This window comes from Candidatus Saccharibacteria bacterium oral taxon 488 (genome assembly GCA_010202115.1).
In the GTDB taxonomy this organism is placed as follows: Bacteria; Patescibacteriota; Saccharimonadia; order Saccharimonadales; family Saccharimonadaceae; genus Nanosynbacter.
In genome coordinates this window covers 322,634-341,248 of the sequence record CP047917.1, presented here as the reverse complement: position 1 = coordinate 341,248, position 18,615 = coordinate 322,634, and the positions used below count along the sequence as shown (strand labels likewise).

Here is an 18,615-nt window from a genome sequence, read left to right as displayed (position 1 = left end):
AATGTGGGTATCATTTTCGCCCGTCTCGGTCTATAATACAAGCATGAAGTGGGCGGGGGATGTTTCGCAAGTCGGTGAATTATCGCGATTTTGGCTGCGGCGACTATGCGAGGCGGCCTTGTTCGTCGGGCTAGTCATCGTCCTCCTCTATGCTTGGGCGCGTTTTATCCCGACCGGTTACCGGCTACCCATCGGCGAAGCCATCACCGACCTCGCCGCCGCCATCAGCGCCCTCGTCAGCCTTGCCGCCCTCATCCTCTGTCTGTGGCTACCGCGCCGAGCCATCACCGCCGCATCCATCGCTGTCTACGGCCTGATCATCCTTGCCGTCGGCTCACTGGTTGCCACCAGCGGCTTTCTGGCCTCGCCATTCGCCGCCGCCTGGCTCAGCGCTGCGGTGTTCGCCGGCTTCTTTGGCTGGCCCGTTGTCCTCGGCACCAGCCTCCTCGTCATCATCGCCATCACCACTGCCGCCATCACCCAGCACGCCAGCCTCATCGCCACGATTGGCGCCCTATTTTTTGGCCTGGCGCCCCTAGCTCTTGGCTTTATCATCTGGCGCCATCAGCCGCGCGTCAGTAAGCTCGGCGACATATCTGAACTCCGCACCAAGCTATCCACCGCCGAAGGCACCTCTGACATCGTCATTAACACCATCGACGACGGCGTGCTGGCCATCTCGCGCGAGGGCAATATCGAGCTAATCAACCCCTCGGCCCAGCGGATCATCGGCTGGAACCAAGGCGACGCCCTCGGCCTCAAATGGCAAAGCGTCATCCAATTAGTCACCGCCGATGGCAAAGACGTCACCGTCACCGAAAACCCGGTCATGCAGTCACTGATCAATAATCGGCCGGCGCACTCCGACAAATTACTCCTCCGCACCGCCTCTGACAAGCAAATCCTCGTCTCCATCGTCGCCTCGCCAGTCGGTAAAGACAACGAAGGCATCATCGTCGTTTTTCGCGACATCACCAAGGAAAAAGCCGAGGAGCGCCAGCAAGCCGAATTCATCTCTACCGCCAGTCACGAAATGCGCACTCCCGTCGCCTCCATCGAGGGCTACCTCGGCCTGGCGCTCAACCCAGCCACCGCCCACATCGACGACAAGGCGCGCGATTTCATCACCAAGGCCCACGCCTCGGCCCAGCACCTGGGTCGACTGTTCCAAGATCTGCTCGACATCAGCCGCGCCGAAGATGGCCGCCTCAAGAATGAGCCGCAGATCATCAATATCACCACCTTTGTCGGCGAGATTTTTGAGGGCCTGGCACCACGTGCCGCCGAAAAAGGCCTCGTCTGCACCTTCCGTCCGGACGCCGCCGCCACTGTCCAGCCAGCCTACTACGCCAACGTCGATGCCGACCACCTCCGCGAAGTTGTTTCTAACTTGATCGAAAACGCCATCAAGTACACGCCCGACGGGGAAGTAGTCGTAGACATCACCGGCGACGACAAAACGATCACCATCAGCGTCCAGGACAGCGGCATCGGCATCCCCGCCGAAGATGTGCCGCACCTCTTTCAAAAGTTCTACCGCGTCGACAATTCCGACACCCGCGAGATCGGCGGCACCGGCCTCGGTCTGTATCTCAGTCGCCGCCTCGCTGAGGCGATGTCTGGCCGCTTATTCGTCATCAGCGAATACCGCAAGGGCAGCACCTTCTTTCTCGAGATCCCTCGCACTCGAACCGACGAGGCGATGCGTCAATTACCAACCATCCCCGCACCCGCTGCTCCACCACTAGCCACCGAACCGCCAACCGCTGTCGCCGTCCAGCCAACCGTCCCGATCAATGCCACCCAACCGGACGCTGCCGATACCGTCCTAACTAAGCCGGCCACGCCGCCGGTGCCGCCGCCCAACTTTAGCCCGCTGCCGCTGATGTTCACGCCACCACCTGAACCAACCACTCCCGCGCCCGCCATGCCCATACCGCCTGAGCCAACCGCTACACCCATGCCATCAGCACCGCTCGCTACCCCAGAGCCAGACGCTGCCCAACAAAAACCATAACCACTATAGTATTTTGGCGCAAACTTCGGTATAGTAGGGGTAGTTATGACAAAGATTTTACTAGTAGAAGACGACAAAAGCCTGCGCGAGATTTACGGCGTCAGGTTACTAGCTGAGGGCTACGACATCGTTTCGGCGGGCGACGGTGAAGAGGCTTTGGCTATGGCTATCAAAGAACGCCCGGCCTTGATCGTTAGCGACGTGATGATGCCCAAGATTTCCGGCTTTGACATGCTGGATATCTTGCGCTCGACCACCGAGACACGCGACGTCAAAGTCATCATGATGACCGCATTGTCATCCGAAGACCAGCGTCAACGTGGCGAAGCCCTCGGCGCAGATCGCTACCTCGTTAAGTCGCAAGTTGGCATCGAAGACGTGGTGCGCACTGTCCACGAAGTACTCGGCGACGCGCCAGAACCGACTCCCGTCGCGCCCGAGCCGGCCGCAGAGCCCGTAGCAGCTGACGCGCCGTTGGCGGCACCGGCCACCCAGCAAGACGCTCCGGCAGTTACCTTGCCATCACCAACAGAGATAGCAATTGCAACCCACGTTGTCACTCCGGCACCGACCGCACCAATAACTCCGACGACCCACGATGATTCAGCCATCGCACCCGCTCAAGCTAGCCCAGACAATTCGACCCCTCCAGCAACCGACCCAGCACCGTTCGTCCTGCCGAGCGCCCCATTGGCACCGACGGCTCCGTCCGCATCGACTGAGCAAACCGCCGAGCCGGCCACTACAGAACCAGTGACGCCAGCCGACCCAGCGCCAACCCCAGCGCCCAAGGTAGAGCAAACTCCGGTCTCTGAGTCAGCGCTGACCCCATCTCCTGAAGCAGCACCGACCACCCCGACCGACACCTTGCCACAGCCAACAGCACCGACCTCATCACCATCGCCGCAGCCGACCAGCCACGGTGGCGAACGAGTAATCCAGCCACTGAGCCAAGAACCACAGCCAGACATGTCCAAGATGATGGAGCAGGAGCTCAGCGACCAACTCGAGTCTATGCAGGCCGCACCACAGCCAACGCCAGATTCAGGCGACTTCACGCTGCCGACGCCTGATGCTATGGCGGGGCCGCACGGCGACCTGACACTAGATGCACTCGAGCCACTACCGACGCCAGCCGATGACCAGCTGCTTGATGCTGGTACCGCGATCAATGCCGAGCTCGCCAACGCGGCATCATCACAGCCACAAGATGACGATACACCGTTCGTCCTGCCCACCCCAGCACCGATGCCAACTGATCCAACCTCGACCCCAACGCCTGAGGCAGAGCAGACCTTGACCCCTGAAGGAGGGCCATCCCCCGTGACAGAGCCAGCACAGCCAACGACACCCCAGCCACCGACCAACGCCTTTCCGCCGCAGCCACCAGTAGCCTCCTAGTATGACGACACCAACGCAAGCATCCGATTCTACCGATTCATCCGCCCAGCGCCTCAATAAATTCGTGGCGCTGGCGCTTGGTGTGTCGCGCCGCCAGGCTGACGAGCTGATCAAGCAGGGCACGGTCACGGTGAACGACCAACCCGCCAAGCTCGGCCAACGCATCACCACGACTGACATTATTCGCCACGGCAACAAACGACTCACCGCTCAAACCCACCAACTCATCCTCCTCCACAAACCTGTTGGCTACCTCTGTTCGCGTGCCTCTCAGGGCGGTGTACCGACTATTTACGAATTATTACCGAAAGACCTCCATCACCTCAAGCCCGTCGGTCGCCTGGACAAAGACAGTTCTGGACTCATCCTCCTCACCAACGACGGGGATTTTGCCCATCAGATGACACACCCATCCTTTTATAAGATCAAGCGCTATCTGGTGACGCTCGACCAGCCGCTGCGGCCGCTCCATCGGCAAATGATCAACGACTTTGGCGTGCAGCTGCCTGACGGGCCCAGCCGCTTGACACTAGAACGCCAGCACGAGGGTGACGACCACCGCTGGATCGTCCAGATGAGCGAAGGCCGCAACCGCCAAATCCGCCGCACCTTCGCCGCCCTCGGCTACACCGTCACCAAACTCCACCGGACAGACTTTGGCAATCACACTCTCGGTGACATCAAACGCGGGGAATTTACCGAAGGTCCACTGACTACCTAGGTCTCCTCAGGCGTCAAAAAACGCATATAATACCACATTTTTGCTTCAATTTCATTGACATTTTGTTCTATTAGTGATATATATATCAGCTTTTGCTCAAAGTTTGTCTTAAGGGCGGAAGTCGCCCTTTAGCTTTGAGCTTTTTCAAGAAAGGCGTAATCATGGTCGTCATCGCCCTCGTGGTATTCATGCTTAACCTAATAACTGCGATACACTATCTAACTCTAGCGATCAAGGTCAGCCTCATAGCTGACGCATGGATAATCGCCATCTTTGTTGGCGTGGCGACGCTGAACCTCGTCAGTGCCATAATTATGGCTATGGTCGCCAAGGAGGGATTTGAGAAGAGGAAGGGCTAAGCCCACCGAAAATAGCCCGCCGTATGTGCTCAATCTGATTGAGGTAGAATTTCTATCTCTCGGGTTGAATACTCGCATGCAGCTTGAGCTCATTCGGTGGGCTATTTTCATTGCCTCCCGCCAAAACCCCGTGCTATACTACCATCATGTGCATGCCCGCTGTTAATCCATTTTCACCCGGTGTTCCGTATCACTGGAAGGAAAGCTACGTAGATTTCGATCACCCGTTCGCTCATCCACAGGATTTCGCGATGTTCATCATCACGCCGGTTCGCGAGCGCAAGGTCTGTCTGTTTGACAAAACACAAGCATACATCGCCGAGCCGCACGTCATCCCGCTGGGTCAGGAGCCAAAGTTCGGGCTGAATTTGTATGCGTTAGGCATTGAAGTCGTCATCTTGGCCGGACTCATGACATTCGCCATCCTCGCCCGGCGTCAGGCAAAACGCACCGAGAAATCATCAACCAAGCACGCCTGGCGCGGCAGCAGCTACCTGGCATTTTTCCTGGCGGCCCTCTTTGTCGGCTGCATCGTCTATTATTCGCTATACCGCTTTGGTCTAGTCGGATCCAGCATATAACGCTTATCCTCGCTAAATCCTCACGCCTCTGGTATAATAAGCGTAATTATGCCTAATAAACTACCTACCGTCGCCATCATCGGCCAAGCCAACGTTGGCAAAAGTTCGCTGTTCAACCGCCTGACGCGCGCCCGCACCGCCATCGTCGCCCGCGAAGCCGGCACCACCCGCGACAACGTCGTCGGTAAAGTCTCATACAAACGCCGCGCCTCATCTCCTGACGAGGCAAGCCAGGCTGAATTCTGGCTCATCGACACCGCTGGCCTCAAACCCGCCGAAGACGAATTCGAATCCACCATCCAAGACCAAATCGCTGATGCCTCCGCCGCGGCAGATGTCATTCTCGTCATGGTCGACTCCACCGTCTATCCATCAGATGCCGATCGCCAACTGGCTAAAAAAGCCCTCAAAAGCGGCAAGCCCGTCCTCCTCATCGCCAATAAAGCTGACCTCAAAGGCTCGCTCCACACCGACGAATTCAAGCGTCTCGGCATCAAAACCATCATCAAAACCTCTGCCGAGCACAACATTGGCATCTCCGAGCTACTCGACAACATTGCCAATCTCATTCCGCCAGCCACTCAAACCGAAGCTGACGACATCATTCGCGTCGCCTTGATTGGTCGGCCAAATGTCGGCAAAAGTAACTTGTTCAACACCCTAGCAGGCAAGCAGCAAGCTATCGTCGCCAACGTTGCCGGCACCACCCGCGACGTCAACCGCGTCCAAGTCCGCTATCACGGCCAGACCATCGAGCTACTGGACACCGCTGGCATTCGCCGCCAAGGCAAACAAGAAACCGGCATCGAAAAGTTCTCCGTCCTACGCACCATGCAGGCCATCAACGAAGCCGACATCTGCTTCCTCTTGATGGACGTTAACGAATTGAACGTTCAATTAGATCAACGGCTGGCTGGCATCATCGACGAAGCAGGCAAGGGGCTAGTCCTGGTCGTCAGCAAATGGGACTCCGTCGAAGGCAAAGACGCCTACACCCATGACGAGCTAGCACCGCAAATTAGCTATCATTTCAAATTCACACCCTACGCACCACTGATCTTCACCTCATCAGTCACTGGCCAAAACGTCGCCAAATTGTTCGACCTAGCCCTCGACATTTACAAGCGCCGCCGCCAAGAGTGCAAAACCCGCATCTTAAACGACCTCTTACAAAAAGCCGTCGCCGCTCATCCGCCAGCTGGCCTGAAAAACTCACATCCGAAACTGCGCTACATCGTCCAGACCGACACAGCCCCGCCATGGTTCGTCATCTACGGTAGCAACCTGAAATTCGTCCACTGGAGCTACAAACGCTACCTCGAACGCACCCTGCGCGAAGCCTTCAACTTTGCCGGCACGCCCATCAAACTATCTTTCCGCGACGAAAAGCAACTCAAAGCCAACCGTGAACGCGTCGCCCGCGGCCTGGCGCCCGTCACCAAAGCTTACAAGCAGGCCAAAAATGCCGAGAAGGGTATATAATGCCACATTTTGACAAAATACTTTGACATTTTATTCTATTAGTGATATATAACAGGTATGGAGCAAATTTCACGCAAAGATGTTGCGGACTACCGCGATGACCAAGAAGAACTTAAGGCTTGGCGCATCGCCGAACGGCGCAGACAGGAGGAAGCCTTCCTGCAGCGTGTCAGAGATGAGGCCGCCGAGCTCGGACGCCAACTGGAGCCAACCCCCAAGTGGATGCAAGCAATCGCGCAGCTCCGCCGCCGGGTAATACAAGCCCTTGCTGAGGGAGACTCCAAAGGAGAGACAACTATATCCGCATCAATCGCTCTATCTGATATGCCGTGGCTATGGCGGCGAAAGTGGAGCCACCTAGCAGACGGATGCGGATTATACCAGGAGCCGGTCGACACCCCCTTAGAATTAGCAAGGGGTCTCCTGGAGGGAGGCCTAAGACATTGTTTGGAAACTATCCTGCCTGTAGCGCATGCAAACTGCTATAAGGCAAAGGACACAGGATGGGTACTCATTGTAACCTTTTTACCCCCGAAAAACTAACCTCCCGCGAACCTCTGTCAGCTCTGCTTGTCATGTTCGCTCCATAGATGCGTGTCTATGCTGATGAGTCGGAAACGACGAAAGCGAACTTACTATAGAAAATACCGTAAATCTAGGCCGGCATTGGAGGGCGTGGGGAGTAGCCGATACGCGTCACATCTCTCGATAATCCGCCTCGGTGGCGACTCGCATAATTTTTTGGACAGCCTCAACCGTAGGGGCGATCGTCTCAATCTTTGGTTCAAACTGATCTAACTCACGTAGGTTCACCCACCGATACTCGGAATACTCATCATTGAGCATAATTTCACCGCCAATAAACCGGGCATAATAGTGCGGTAGCACCATGGCCTGCCCATTAGTTTTGACAAAATATTCATTAACACTGATACTCGTTACCACCGCAATTTTAGCGGCCGAGCCAATTTCCTCGTTTTTCTCCCGCCGAAGACCATTCACCAGGCCACCATCCGTCGACTCCAACTTGCCGCCAATAAACGAGAACACGCCATCATAATCAGCCTCCCCGCGACGCCTGGCGAGCAGCACGGCAGAGCCGTCTTGACTGAATAGTACTATTTTTTGACAGTATTGAAACAAGGTTGTATCCATATATCGCCTTTCTCGCCTTACACTTCCTGGAGTCATCATACCATAGGTACAGACAGATCTTACAGCCGCCTAGATAACGACTGAGATGCGGGGGGTAGCGTTCAGTTGCGACGGGGGCAGGGCCACTCGCCAATCTCTGCTTTTTCCTGTAAAATAAAAGCAATGAAGCTCCATAACACCCTCACGCGCCACAAAGATGAACTCCAGCCGCTCGACGGGCAGACGGTTCGCATGTACACCTGCGGGCTGACGGTGTATTCGCAGCCACACATTGGCAACTGGGTTGGCTATATTTATTGGGATGTGTTGGTACGGTTGCTGCGCTGGCAGGACATCTCGGTTATTCGGACGCAGAATATCACCGACGTTGGACACTTGACCAGTGATGATGATAATGGCGAAGACAAGATGGAGAAGGGTGCGCGCCGCGAGGGTAAAACCGCTTGGGATATCGCCGAGCAATATATCGCCATCGCTGATCACGAAGCGTATGAGGTGTTAAAATTGGTGCGGCCCGACCATTTGGTGCGGGCAACGGACTACATCCAGCAGCAAATTGACTTTGCCAAGGGGCTAGACGAGAAGGGATTTTTGTATAAAATTGACGGCGACGGCATGTATTTTGATACGTCGCGGCTGCCGGATTATGGCAAATTAGCGCGGCTGGACGTGGCGGGCTTGGAGGCTGGCGCGCGGGTCAGCGTGGCAGGCAAGCGCAACATCACCGACTTCGCCGTCTGGAAATTCTCACCGACTAACATCAAGCGCGACATGGAATGGGACAGCCCGTGGGGCGTCGGCTTTCCGGGCTGGCATTTGGAATGTTCGACCATTGCCCGGGAGACACTCGGCGATAGTATTGACATTCACACCGGTGGCATCGACCACATTCCGGTACATCACACCAACGAGATTGCCCAGAGTGAAAGTTTGACCGGACAGCAGTTTTCTCAAATTTGGCTACACAACAACCACATCAAAGTTGATAGCCGCAAGATGAGCAAATCCCTCGGTAATATCATCACCCTCAGCGACATCACGGCGCGAGGCTTTAGTCCGATGGCCTTTAAGCTGGCGATTCTCAGCAAGCACTACCAAACCGAGGGCAATTTCACCTGGGAGATTTTGGAGGCAGCCCAGGCGCGGCTGGACCATTGGCGCGGCTATGCGGTGCTGCGACACCAGACGCACGACACGCTGGATGATGACGATGAGAAAGATGAGCAGGAGGGCACCGTGTCGCTGCTGGCGGCACGGCAGGCGCTGGTCGAAAAGTTGAATGATAATTTGGATACACCGGGGGCCTTGGCGCTGATTGATGAGGCGTTCTCACGGCTGGATCACGCGCCATTGGAGAAGATTCACCGCGACGGTTTACTGCAGCTACTCGAGGTAATTGACGAGGTTTTGGGCCTAGAGCTAATGAATACCACGCCAGACATTGATGATGAAGCAAAGCGACTCATCCTCGAGCGTCAGCAGGCTCGCCGCGCCAAAAACTGGCAGGCCGCCGACGATATTCGCGCTCAACTCGACGAAAAGGGCATCGCCCTACGCGACACCCCATCTGGTCAAGTTTGGTCGTACCGATAATCTCTCGGCCGCTTACTCAGCTGGCTTCGTCTCAGCAGCTTTTTTGAGCGCCTTTTTTAGCGGCGAACGGCGAGGCGGTGCCTGCGGCCCGCGATTATGCGCCAGATAATCGTCCATCAGCACCTTGAGCGATCCAGCGATCGGAATAGCCACCACACCACCGACCAAGCCGCCAACATACAGCCCGACCGTCACCGCCACCAAAATCGCCAGCGCCGACAGCTCGACTTTCTTGCCCTGAATGACTGGCGCGATAAAATTATTCTCAATCTGCTGGTAAATCACGAAATAGATGAGATAGATAACGCCCGCCGACACACTATTAAGCATCAACATCAACCCCACCACCACACCAGCGATCGTCGCCCCAAACATCGGGATCAGGCTGAGTAGGAACACCAGCAGAATCGCCGGCATTGCCAAGTTAGCCGTGATCTCCGGAATAAACCAGCTCATGCCAAACACAAACGCCCCAGCACACAGTGAGCCGATCCCCGACACCGTCAGCTGCCCAACGATGTAGCCAGTCACCACGTTATAAATCTTGCCAACCAACATCTTGTGGTGGTCGCGCCGCTGCTCATCCCGATACAATCGCCACAGCCGCTCCATCCATTCCTGACCCTCGAGCAACATCAAGAACGTTAGCACCAGCACCAGAAAGGCCGATGCCAAAAATGACGCCAGCGAGCCTATACTGCCGAGGATATTCGCGCCAAAACTCGCCGCCCAGCCAGATGCCTGACCACGAATATTATTCATCAGCGAATCAATCTGCGGCTGCAAGCCATTCTGCTCGACAAAGCCCTTCAGCCCGTGCCACTGCTCGTTAACGCCGTTGACCAGCCCCGGCAGCGTCTCGGCAAACTTAGCCGATTGTTGCACCAATGGCGGCACCACAAACCAAATCACACTAGTCAAGATGATGACTAGCAGCATAAACGCCAGCGCCGTCCCACCCAGCCGACTCTTGCCGGGCAGCCACGACGCCAACTTACGCACCGGCGCGTTCAGCGCCAGCGCCAGAAACAACGCCGTCCCGAGCACCATCAGCGCATCCCGCGCCGAATAAATCATCAACCCCGCCAGCCCAAAGCCAATCACCACCAGCCAAAACCGCACAAATGTTCTGGTGTCTATTTCAATGCGTACTTTCATAATCTAAACTTTATCAGCTTTTCGCTTCATCCGCAACGCCGACAGAGATAACTTGCTGTCATAGGACATCGCACCGTAGCGGAAAATCCGCACCGCCAGCATCATGATCAGTACCGCAGACACCACCAAGACCGCCACGCCGATCAAGGCCTCAATGAGTGACAAATTGCCGACCGTATTCCTAATCATCAACGGAATTGGTGCCGTAAGCGGGAAGTACGACATAGCCATTGAGAACGTTGACTCTGGGTATGAAACAAATACTGACGCGGCATACAGCGGCCCGAATAGTAGTATCATCACCAGACCAACCCACGAACCTGCCTCCTTGGCAGTTGGCATCATTGCTCCCATAGCCACCAACAAACCGGTCAGCATGGTAAAGCTCGCGCCAAATAGCGCAACAGCAATAGCGATCCTCGTCGGATCAAATACGATTTGCGACAGGTCGAAGCTAGACAAATGCAGCTGTGAACCAAATCCAAAGTAAGCAATTAACACCGGTACAACGATGACCATCCCCTGAATCAACGATAGAGCGATTAACGCCCAGATCTTACCAACGATCAGCGTCTTGGCTCGCACTGTTGTCAGCAACATCTCCACAGTGCGGTTTTCTTTCTCCTCGACAGTACTCGTCAGCATCTGATTGCCAAAGAAAGCAACAAGCATATAGAACAGTACCAAGAAGAACCCCGGCACGATCATCTCGTTCACACCGCCACTTTCTTTACCGTCTTTATAAGTTTTGAGCGATGAATTAACTTTCTGCTTGATCACTGCCGCCTCTGATCCGGTGACCTTGCTATCAACCGACTGACTCAGCAGTGTACGGACAACTGCCTCGTACTTATTGTTCTCGAAAACCCCTGTATCTTGGCCATATATTCTGATCGTTTCCTTCTCGAGATTCTTCGGTATATAGAAATAAGCATCGGTCTGACGATGTTTGACTTTTTCAACACCCTCAGCTTCAGAGTCAACAGACTGGACTTTCATTACCGCCGCGATCTCTGGCTTGATTAGCTTTGAGTGATCTGTCATAGTGATGCTAAATTTTTGCTCCTGAAGCTTGTCGGCCGCCTCTTTAGTCGCCTGATTTGACCAAAGAACAATACCGAAAATCAACCCGATCATAACCGGAAAACCCAGCGCTATCAGCCAGAAGGTCGGTTTTTTCAGGGTGCGCAGCACTTCAAATTTGAATACCATCCCAAAATTATGCATCTTACTCATGACGTACCTCCTGCTTTTCGCCACCGTAAACCTTCACAAAAATATCATCCATTGACGCGCCGCCGAACTGCTTTTTCACTTCTGCTAGCGTACCGTACGCCGCTGCCCGACCATCTTTTAGTAGAATCAGCCGGTCGCATAGTCGTTCGACCTCTTCCATCTGGTGCGTCACATAAATAATCGTTGCGCCAGCCTTGCGTCGCTCTTCGATGATGTTCATTAGTAGGCGGCGGTTGACTGGGTCAAAGCCCTTGGTCGGCTCGTCTAAAATGAGCAGCTCTGGGTCGCCCATGATGGTCACACCCAGCTGAATCTTTTGCTGCTGACCGCCTGATAATTTGTCCAGCCGAGTTTTTGCCTTGTCGCTTAAACCAACTCGCTCCAGATAATTCATGGAGAAATTGCGAGCTTCTTCTTTGCTGAGCCCCTTCAGCCGGCCAAAATAAATCATAGTGTCGATGACTTTTTCTTTTTTGTACAGGCCACGCTCCTCCGGGAGATAGCCTAGCTTGACGCTATCCTCAACCGTATACGGTTTGCCGTCAACTAGCAGCTCGCCACCCGCCGGCTCATATAGTCCCAGTAGTGCCCTGAGTGTCGTTGTTTTTCCCGAGCCGTTGCTGCCTAAGAATCCAAACACCTCACCGCGTCGCACCTCAAAACTGAGGTCCTGGATGACCATTTTGTCGCCAAACGCCATCCGAAAATGACGAATCTCGACAATCGGCTGCTGCTGTTTCACTGTGTCTCGTCCCATACGTCTCCCTTCTTTCTGCTTATTATACACTATGTGGGTGGAGCAGGGGGCATAAGGCACTATATCTTATTTTCGCTCTACTCCCTCGGCGCTCCGAGCTATCGCCGCTACAACTTCACGCTCTACTCCGTAATGCATAGCTATACCAACCGCGCAGCGCATGACGTCCTGAATCTCTTTGATGAGATTATCATACTGCGGCTGGCCGTGTTTGCGGCGCTTGACGCCCATACCTTCAAGGTGGTTAACGGCGCTAGCGAGCTCGCCACTCTCCTCGCACAACCGCGATACGCGCTGGAATATGTCAGCACCACGAGGGAACTTCGCATCAAGAGCCTGACAAATGATTAGTAGATTGGTAAATGTTTTATCGTCCAGATGCATTGATTATAATTATAAGCCTATATACTGTGTTGAGCAACTCCAGGTATGAGATGCTCACTATACACACTAGCAAAATATTTTATATAATATACTTATGCGCCTCCTCATCATCGAAGACGAACGAAAGATTGCCCGGATCATTGCCGAGGCCTTACGGCGTGAGCATCACGCCGTGGACGTGACGCATGACGGAGACGAGGGACTAAACATGGCGATGAGCGAGCCGTACGATCTGTTGGTCGTTGATCGGATGCTACCGGGACGGAGCGGCACGGACATCGTGCGAGCGTTACGCGGGCAGGGCAAGGATATGCCGATTCTGCTATTGACGGCACTGGGGACGACTGAGGACAAGACGTTCGGCCTGGACAGCGGCGCTGATGATTATCTCGTCAAGCCCTTCGCCATCGCCGAACTCACCGCCCGCGTGCGAGCGCTCCTTCGCCGCCCGCCGATTCAGCAACCGGACACGCTCCAGATCGCTGATCTCGTGATCGACCAGACAACGCAATCCGTCACTCGCGCCGGCACCTCGATCGACCTGACTAGCAAGGAGTACGCGCTCCTCGAATACCTGGCGCGCCACCCCGGCCAGACGCTTAGCAAAGACACATTGATCGCCCATGTGTGGGATTTTGATGCCGATATTTTACCCAACAACGTCGAGGCCTATATCAAGCAGCTACGCAAGAAAATCGACAAGCCATTTCGTCGGCCGCTGATTCACACCGTGCGCGGCTTTGGGTATAAATTGGAGGCTGGCGAGTGAAATTATTTTTCTCAGCAACGCTCAAGCTCGCCGGCTGGTACTTGCTCATTCTGATGACCGTCAGTTTACTATTTAGCGGCATCATCTTTCAGGTCGCTAGCTCCGAGCTCGATGTCCAACTAAACAACTGGAGTAAGAACCACAAAACCGACGGCCACACCGAAACCACCATCATCCGAGACCATCCGTCAATCTCGACCACCAACCTGCTGATCAGCCTCGGCTATCTCAACCTCATCGTGCTCATCGGCGGTGGCGTCTGTGCCTATATATTGGCCCGGCGGACGCTTGAGCCAATCGAGGCAGCACATGACGCCCAGTCACGCTTTACCGCCAACGCCAGTCATCAGCTGCGTACACCGCTGGCTGTCATCAAGGCCGAGGCCGAGCTGGCATTGTCCGACCAGCGCGCCAGCAAGGCATCGCTTCGCCAAACGCTGCAGAGCACACTCGAAGAGACCGACCGCCTAACACAGCTAACTGAGACGCTGCTCAAATTGTCATCTGCCAATCGACAACTAGAAACCACAACCGAGACCTTTGACATCACTGACCTCACCAAAAAGCTGATCACTGAACGCAAGGCCGATGCGCGCACCGTACTGATCACCGACGAGGCCATCACCTTGACCAGCCATCGCCTCATCGTCCGCGAACTGATCGCCATCATCCTCGACAACGCCCTGTGCCACAGCCCACGTAAGTCCCGCGTCCAGGTTGACATCAAGGCTACCAATCACCGCGTCACCGTCTGCTTGACGAACGATGGTCAAATCGCGGCACGCGACTTACCGCACATTTTTGAGCGATTTTTCTCTGGCGAGCAGGGCAGTGGTGGCTACGGCCTTGGCCTCAGTCTCGCCAAGCAACTGGCCGGCGCCCTCGGTGGCCAACTCACCGCCGCCAGCCGCAAGGACACCACAACGTTCACCATTTCACTACCAAAAACTCTGTAATTCACCTCTGGTGGTATGGCTTTTCTTATGCTTTTTTGTAATTTTCAGCTAATTTTCAGAATACCATGGTGTAATAGATCGCAGGTGAGGTGAGCTTCACCGGAAAGGGTAAGAATGAATACGACAACATATCTCAGTAAAAAAGGCTTCAAAGAATTACACAAGCAGATCAACGAACTCGAAATCCGCGAAAAAGCACTCTCAGCTGAACTGCGTGACATCGGCCGCGCCAAGTCTCGCGACGACAAACTCCGCCGCAGTGACATTATTATGAATCTCGAAAACGTCCATGGCAAGCTCGCCGAGAAACGCACTGCGCTCAAGACCGCCAAACCACTGCCGCGTAAGCGCGATCGGCTACGCATCGCCATTGGTTCGGTGGTTGATCTCATTGATCAGCAGGGTCAGCTCTTTCGCTACACACTCGTTGACAGCCTTGAGGCTGATCCGTCTGACGGCCGCATCTCGGTCGACAGCCCCCTCGGACAGAGCCTCCTCAACCGCCATGCCACCGAAACCATCTCTCTCGGTCTCGGTCGCACCACTCGGCGCCTACAAGTGGTCGGCGTCCACTAACGCGCCCCAAGCGTCCCAATTCGACGCTGACCACGCGCCCCATGCCGCTCGTTTACCACGGGCGGCATTTTCGGTATACTACTTATATGACATCAACGATTCTTATTGTTGAAGACGAGCCCACCTTACGCACTGGCACTGAGCAGTTCCTCCGCCAACAGGGTTTTACGGTACTGACAGCAACCAGCGGCGAGGAGGCTCTGGAGAAATATACCAAAGCAGATGTCATCATCCTCGATATCATGCTACCAAAGATGAGTGGCATTGAAGTGCTGCGGCGTATTCGCCAGACCAGCGATGTGCCGGTGCTGATGCTGACGGCGCTACATGATGAGCCAACGCAAATTGCGAGTTTTGACGAGCTAGCGGATGATTATATGAGCAAGCCGTTTTCGCTGGTGCTGTTGGAAAAGCGAATCAGAGCGCTATTTCGCCGCCAGCAGCAACCCACCAAAACCTTATGGCGCCGCAGCCTGGCCTCGGTTGATTTTATGGCATATCAGGGGTTTTATGATGACACTGACGCACACCTCAAGCCCAAGGAAGTGCAGCTGCTCAAGCTACTGGTAGACAATCCAAACATGGTCTGGAGCCGGCAAGCCATCATTGACAAGCTGTGGCGCGACGATGAGGTGCCATTTGATCGGGTGATTGACGTTTACATCAAAAATCTGCGCAAGAAATTGCACCTGGACTGCATCGTCACGGTGAAGGGAGTGGGCTACCGCTATGAAGAATCTTAAATTATTCCCCAGGACGTTTCTGGTATCGATCGGCCTATTTGCAACGTTAATTATATTGGTGCATGCGCTGGTTTACACCTTGATGCCGCAATTTTATCTGCAGCAAAAAGAGCGCGAGGCAGCAGATAATCTTACTGCGCTGACATCTGAACTGCGTGGCAAATCACCTGAGGAAATGCGCCGAATCAGCCAGGAATTTGCGAGTATGAAAAACGTCAACATCACGCTGACGATTGACGGGCGCGATCAGTATTTTCAAGGCTTTCAATCCGTCAATATCGTGACAGACAGCGGTAAACCAGTCGATACCAGCGTGGTGAAAATCGCTGACGGACAAACGGTCGATCCGCGCTCGGTGATTTTGCAACAGGGCAGCGCGGCGGATAATCACGGACAAACGGCCAGAATCAAGCTACTAGCCGACGTAGCGCCTGTCACTCAGGCCAAACTCGCCACGCTGCACGTATTGCCATATACCATGCTGGGCTCGCTGTTGGTGGCGCTCGTGTTTTCGTACATCTATAGCCGTTTTATCACGCGGCCGATTCGCCAGATGGTGGCGGTGACCACGACCATGCAGCGGCTGGAAAAGGACGCCCGCTACCCGGTACGGAGCAGTGATGAAATCGGCGTGCTGGGGCGAAATATTAATGAATTATATCAAAATCTGTGGCAAACGATTCGCTCACTGGAGCAGGAAAATCAGCGGATATCGCAGCTGGAAAAAGAAAAAATCGCTTTCCTCCGTGCGGCCTCGCACGAGCTAAAAACGCCACTGGCGGCGCTCCGGATTATGCTGGAAAACATGCAGCTGAACATCGGCGAATATAAAAATCGTGATCGGTATTTGGCGAAATCGGTGGCTCAGGTTGACCGCTTGGCGGCGATGGTGAATGGTATCTTGCGCTCTGGCGGTGTCGCCGAGCAGGCTCTGCGTCAAGAAAAGCGGCTGAGGATCGATAAGCTAATCACTGAAGCGGTTGACGATTATATACTACTGGCAAAAACGCGCGGCATGACCTTCAAGCTTGATACCCAGCCGACGACCATTCGCGCTAATCCTGATATGATGCGGCACGTCATCTCGAATCTGGTGTCAAACGCGGTGCGCCACGGCGACGCCAGCAGTGTCATAAAAATTACTTGTGACCAGTGCGAACTAGCCATCGAAAACGCCTGCAAGCCGCTCACCAAGCGGCAACTCCAGCACGTCTTTGATCCGTTTTATCGAAGCAACAGCGACAAGAAGCAGCACGGCGACAGTAGCGGCATCGGCCTCTACACCGTGAAAATGCTGCTCGACGCTAAGGGTCTGGACTATGAGTTTGTGCCGCATGGGCGGGGCATGCGGTTTGTGGTAAGATTTGAGTAGGGAGATGTAGTGGACAGAGAGCTAGAGAAAATGAGTTTGGAAGAATTGTGGCAACTATTCCCCATATTTCTTGTAGAACACAATCGAGAATGGGTACGCTGGTATGATGAGGAAGTGAAAGCCATCTCCTCATTGGTGCCAGAAAAATACATAACACAAATATCTCACATTGGTAGCACGGCCATCCCAAATATACAGGCAAAGAATATAGTAGATATATTGCTTGAAGTCCCGTCGGAAAAAGAATTAGAGCCTGTAAAAAATATCCTTGTTGAAAATAATTGGTTGTGCATGAGTGAGAAAGCAAAACGAATCTCATTGAATAAGGGCTATACTAAACAGGGCTTCGCGGATAAGGTATTTCATCTCCACATTAGGGTTGTGGGGGATAATGATGAGATCTACTTTAGGGATTATCTAATTGAGAATGGAGACATTGCCAAACAGTACGAGAAATTGAAACTACAACTTTGGAAGGAATTTGAGCATGACAGAGATGGATATACTGATGCAAAAAGCGATTTTATCAGAAAGTATACTAAAATAGCTAGAGAAAAATACGGGTCCAAGAATAGGTCTTCCTAAATTGTGCATATTAAAGTCGTCAAACAGACTCTCAACTCCTGCTTTACATAAAGCTTCCGCCGTCAGCATATCATGCTGAAGCGCTAGCTGTCTGTGCTACAATTAAACCATGAAGATTATTGATACCATAACCCTCGCCGAGCTTCGCCCGATGGCCGAGAGAATGTACGGGACGATGGTCAAGGCGGATGTCGATGTTGCGAAGAAAATTGTGGTGATCGACATGGATATGCATGCTGATGGTGAAGCGTATTTGTTAGAACGTGGATCGCAACAAGCAGATCTATGGGGGATCAACCTACATCCAGATAAGTTTGGCACTGATGACTTTATCGAGTTTGACAGCATGATAAACATCCGACCGCGGCAAAGCAACTCGTCGCGCGATGTGCTCGACCAAGCGATACGCCAGCAAATTATCGATATCATCGCCGGAGTCGTCCGTGAGTGAACATGTCTTTGATCGGCAAAAGTGGCAGAGCCTAACGATATTTGAGCAAATGGGTAATATCGGCTCGGAGGTCGGGCGAGCGTTTGCCGCCCGGCGCCGCGGCGATACGGCTGCAATGACTGGCGCCTGGCAGCGCGGCTTGGACTTATTGGACGTCACCGCCGAACAGCTTGCCCGCCAAAAATCACCAAAACTCCGCGAAGTCCTGCGCGCCCGCGAGCTATTCGCCGGCATGGAGGACGAATCGTTGGAGGATTACTTTATGTGGTTTGCAGTGGCAGCGAGGAGAGGGAAGTAAAACAGTAATTAGCACTACTGA

21 protein-coding genes are annotated in these 18,615 nt (G+C 54.0%); 15 read left to right on the top strand and 6 right to left on the bottom strand.

Annotated features, from left to right (window positions below; all coding sequences use genetic code 11):
- Positions 1-43: 43 nt before the first annotated feature.
- The 6 genes from GWK74_01775 to der all read left to right on the top strand — a co-directional run bounded on the left by GWK74_01775 (position 44) and on the right by der (position 6,561).
- Positions 44-2,017: a PAS domain-containing protein gene (locus tag GWK74_01775; protein ID QHU90248.1), complete on the top strand. Its 1,974-nt coding sequence runs from the start codon at positions 44-46 to the stop codon at positions 2,015-2,017.
- A gap of 45 nt (positions 2,018-2,062) precedes the next feature.
- Positions 2,063-3,418, top strand: coding sequence for a response regulator (locus tag GWK74_01770; GenBank protein QHU90247.1), 1,356 nt, complete (start codon positions 2,063-2,065; stop codon positions 3,416-3,418).
- Position 3,419: 1 nt separating this feature from the next.
- Positions 3,420-4,139, top strand: a complete 720-nt coding sequence (locus tag GWK74_01765; protein ID QHU90246.1) for a pseudouridine synthase — start codon at positions 3,420-3,422, stop codon at positions 4,137-4,139.
- Positions 4,140-4,300: 161 nt separating this feature from the next.
- Entirely contained in the window at positions 4,301-4,498 is a 198-nt protein-coding gene (locus GWK74_01760) for a hypothetical protein (protein ID QHU90245.1), read from the top strand.
- 146 nt (positions 4,499-4,644) lie between these two features.
- Positions 4,645-5,079 carry a hypothetical protein gene (locus GWK74_01755; GenBank protein ID QHU90244.1) on the top strand — a complete coding sequence of 145 codons (435 nt, stop codon included), beginning with the start codon at positions 4,645-4,647 and terminating at the stop codon, positions 5,077-5,079.
- 48 nt (positions 5,080-5,127) lie between these two features.
- Entirely contained in the window at positions 5,128-6,561 is a 1,434-nt protein-coding gene (gene der, locus GWK74_01750; GenBank protein QHU90243.1) for a ribosome biogenesis GTPase Der, read from the top strand.
- Between the two features lie 69 nt (positions 6,562-6,630).
- On the opposite strand, the gene GWK74_01745 is transcribed toward der, so the two are convergent.
- Together GWK74_01745 and GWK74_01740 are read right to left on the bottom strand one after the other, a co-directional pair.
- Complete coding sequence (locus GWK74_01745) at positions 6,631-6,789, bottom strand: hypothetical protein (GenBank protein ID QHU90242.1); 159 nt, start codon at positions 6,787-6,789, stop codon at positions 6,631-6,633.
- Between the two features lie 468 nt (positions 6,790-7,257).
- Positions 7,258-7,716 (bottom strand): NUDIX domain-containing protein, encoded by a 459-nt coding sequence (locus tag GWK74_01740; GenBank protein ID QHU90241.1) that lies wholly within the window; start codon positions 7,714-7,716, stop codon positions 7,258-7,260.
- Between the two features lie 162 nt (positions 7,717-7,878).
- Here GWK74_01740 and GWK74_01735 point away from each other — a divergent pair, with 162 nt between their 5' ends.
- Positions 7,879-9,309 (top strand): cysteine--tRNA ligase, encoded by a 1,431-nt coding sequence (locus tag GWK74_01735; protein ID QHU90240.1) that lies wholly within the window; start codon positions 7,879-7,881, stop codon positions 9,307-9,309.
- Between the two features lie 12 nt (positions 9,310-9,321).
- On the opposite strand, the gene GWK74_01730 is transcribed toward GWK74_01735, so the two are convergent.
- The 4 genes from GWK74_01730 to GWK74_01715 all read right to left on the bottom strand — a co-directional run bounded on the left by GWK74_01730 (position 9,322) and on the right by GWK74_01715 (position 12,844).
- The gene (locus GWK74_01730; GenBank protein QHU90239.1) at positions 9,322-10,467 is read right to left on the bottom strand and encodes an AI-2E family transporter; all 1,146 of its coding nucleotides are present in this window, start codon (positions 10,465-10,467) and stop codon (positions 9,322-9,324) included.
- 3 nt (positions 10,468-10,470) lie between these two features.
- Positions 10,471-11,703: an ABC transporter permease gene (locus tag GWK74_01725; GenBank protein ID QHU90238.1), complete on the bottom strand. Its 1,233-nt coding sequence runs from the start codon at positions 11,701-11,703 to the stop codon at positions 10,471-10,473.
- The gene (locus tag GWK74_01720; protein ID QHU90840.1) at positions 11,696-12,403 is read right to left on the bottom strand and encodes an ATP-binding cassette domain-containing protein; all 708 of its coding nucleotides are present in this window, start codon (positions 12,401-12,403) and stop codon (positions 11,696-11,698) included. The genes GWK74_01725 and GWK74_01720 overlap by 8 nt, the downstream gene beginning before the upstream one ends.
- A gap of 123 nt (positions 12,404-12,526) precedes the next feature.
- On the bottom strand, positions 12,527-12,844 hold the full coding sequence (locus tag GWK74_01715) for a hypothetical protein (protein ID QHU90237.1): 318 nt from the start codon (positions 12,842-12,844) through the stop codon (positions 12,527-12,529).
- A 94-nt stretch (positions 12,845-12,938) separates the two neighbouring features.
- Between GWK74_01715 and GWK74_01710 the strand changes: the two genes are divergently transcribed.
- From GWK74_01710 to GWK74_01675, 8 genes are all read left to right on the top strand, one after another.
- A complete protein-coding gene (locus GWK74_01710; protein QHU90236.1) occupies positions 12,939-13,613 on the top strand; it encodes a response regulator in 675 nt (224 codons plus the stop codon).
- Positions 13,610-14,569 carry a hypothetical protein gene (locus tag GWK74_01705; protein QHU90235.1) on the top strand — a complete coding sequence of 320 codons (960 nt, stop codon included), beginning with the start codon at positions 13,610-13,612 and terminating at the stop codon, positions 14,567-14,569. The genes GWK74_01710 and GWK74_01705 overlap by 4 nt, the downstream gene beginning before the upstream one ends.
- Positions 14,570-14,683: 114 nt before the next feature.
- Positions 14,684-15,145: a hypothetical protein gene (locus GWK74_01700; GenBank protein ID QHU90234.1), complete on the top strand. Its 462-nt coding sequence runs from the start codon at positions 14,684-14,686 to the stop codon at positions 15,143-15,145.
- A gap of 86 nt (positions 15,146-15,231) precedes the next feature.
- A complete protein-coding gene (locus GWK74_01695) occupies positions 15,232-15,888 on the top strand; it encodes a response regulator (GenBank protein QHU90233.1) in 657 nt (218 codons plus the stop codon).
- Entirely contained in the window at positions 15,875-17,260 is a 1,386-nt protein-coding gene (locus GWK74_01690) for a HAMP domain-containing protein (GenBank protein QHU90232.1), read from the top strand. The genes GWK74_01695 and GWK74_01690 overlap by 14 nt, the downstream gene beginning before the upstream one ends.
- Before the next feature lie 9 nt (positions 17,261-17,269).
- A complete protein-coding gene (locus GWK74_01685; protein ID QHU90231.1) occupies positions 17,270-17,845 on the top strand; it encodes a GrpB family protein in 576 nt (191 codons plus the stop codon).
- Between the two features lie 109 nt (positions 17,846-17,954).
- Positions 17,955-18,296, top strand: a complete 342-nt coding sequence (locus GWK74_01680) for a hypothetical protein (protein ID QHU90230.1) — start codon at positions 17,955-17,957, stop codon at positions 18,294-18,296.
- Positions 18,289-18,594, top strand: a complete 306-nt coding sequence (locus tag GWK74_01675) for a hypothetical protein (protein ID QHU90229.1) — start codon at positions 18,289-18,291, stop codon at positions 18,592-18,594. Before GWK74_01680 ends, GWK74_01675 begins: the two co-directional genes overlap by 8 nt.
- Positions 18,595-18,615: the final 21 nt, after the last annotated feature.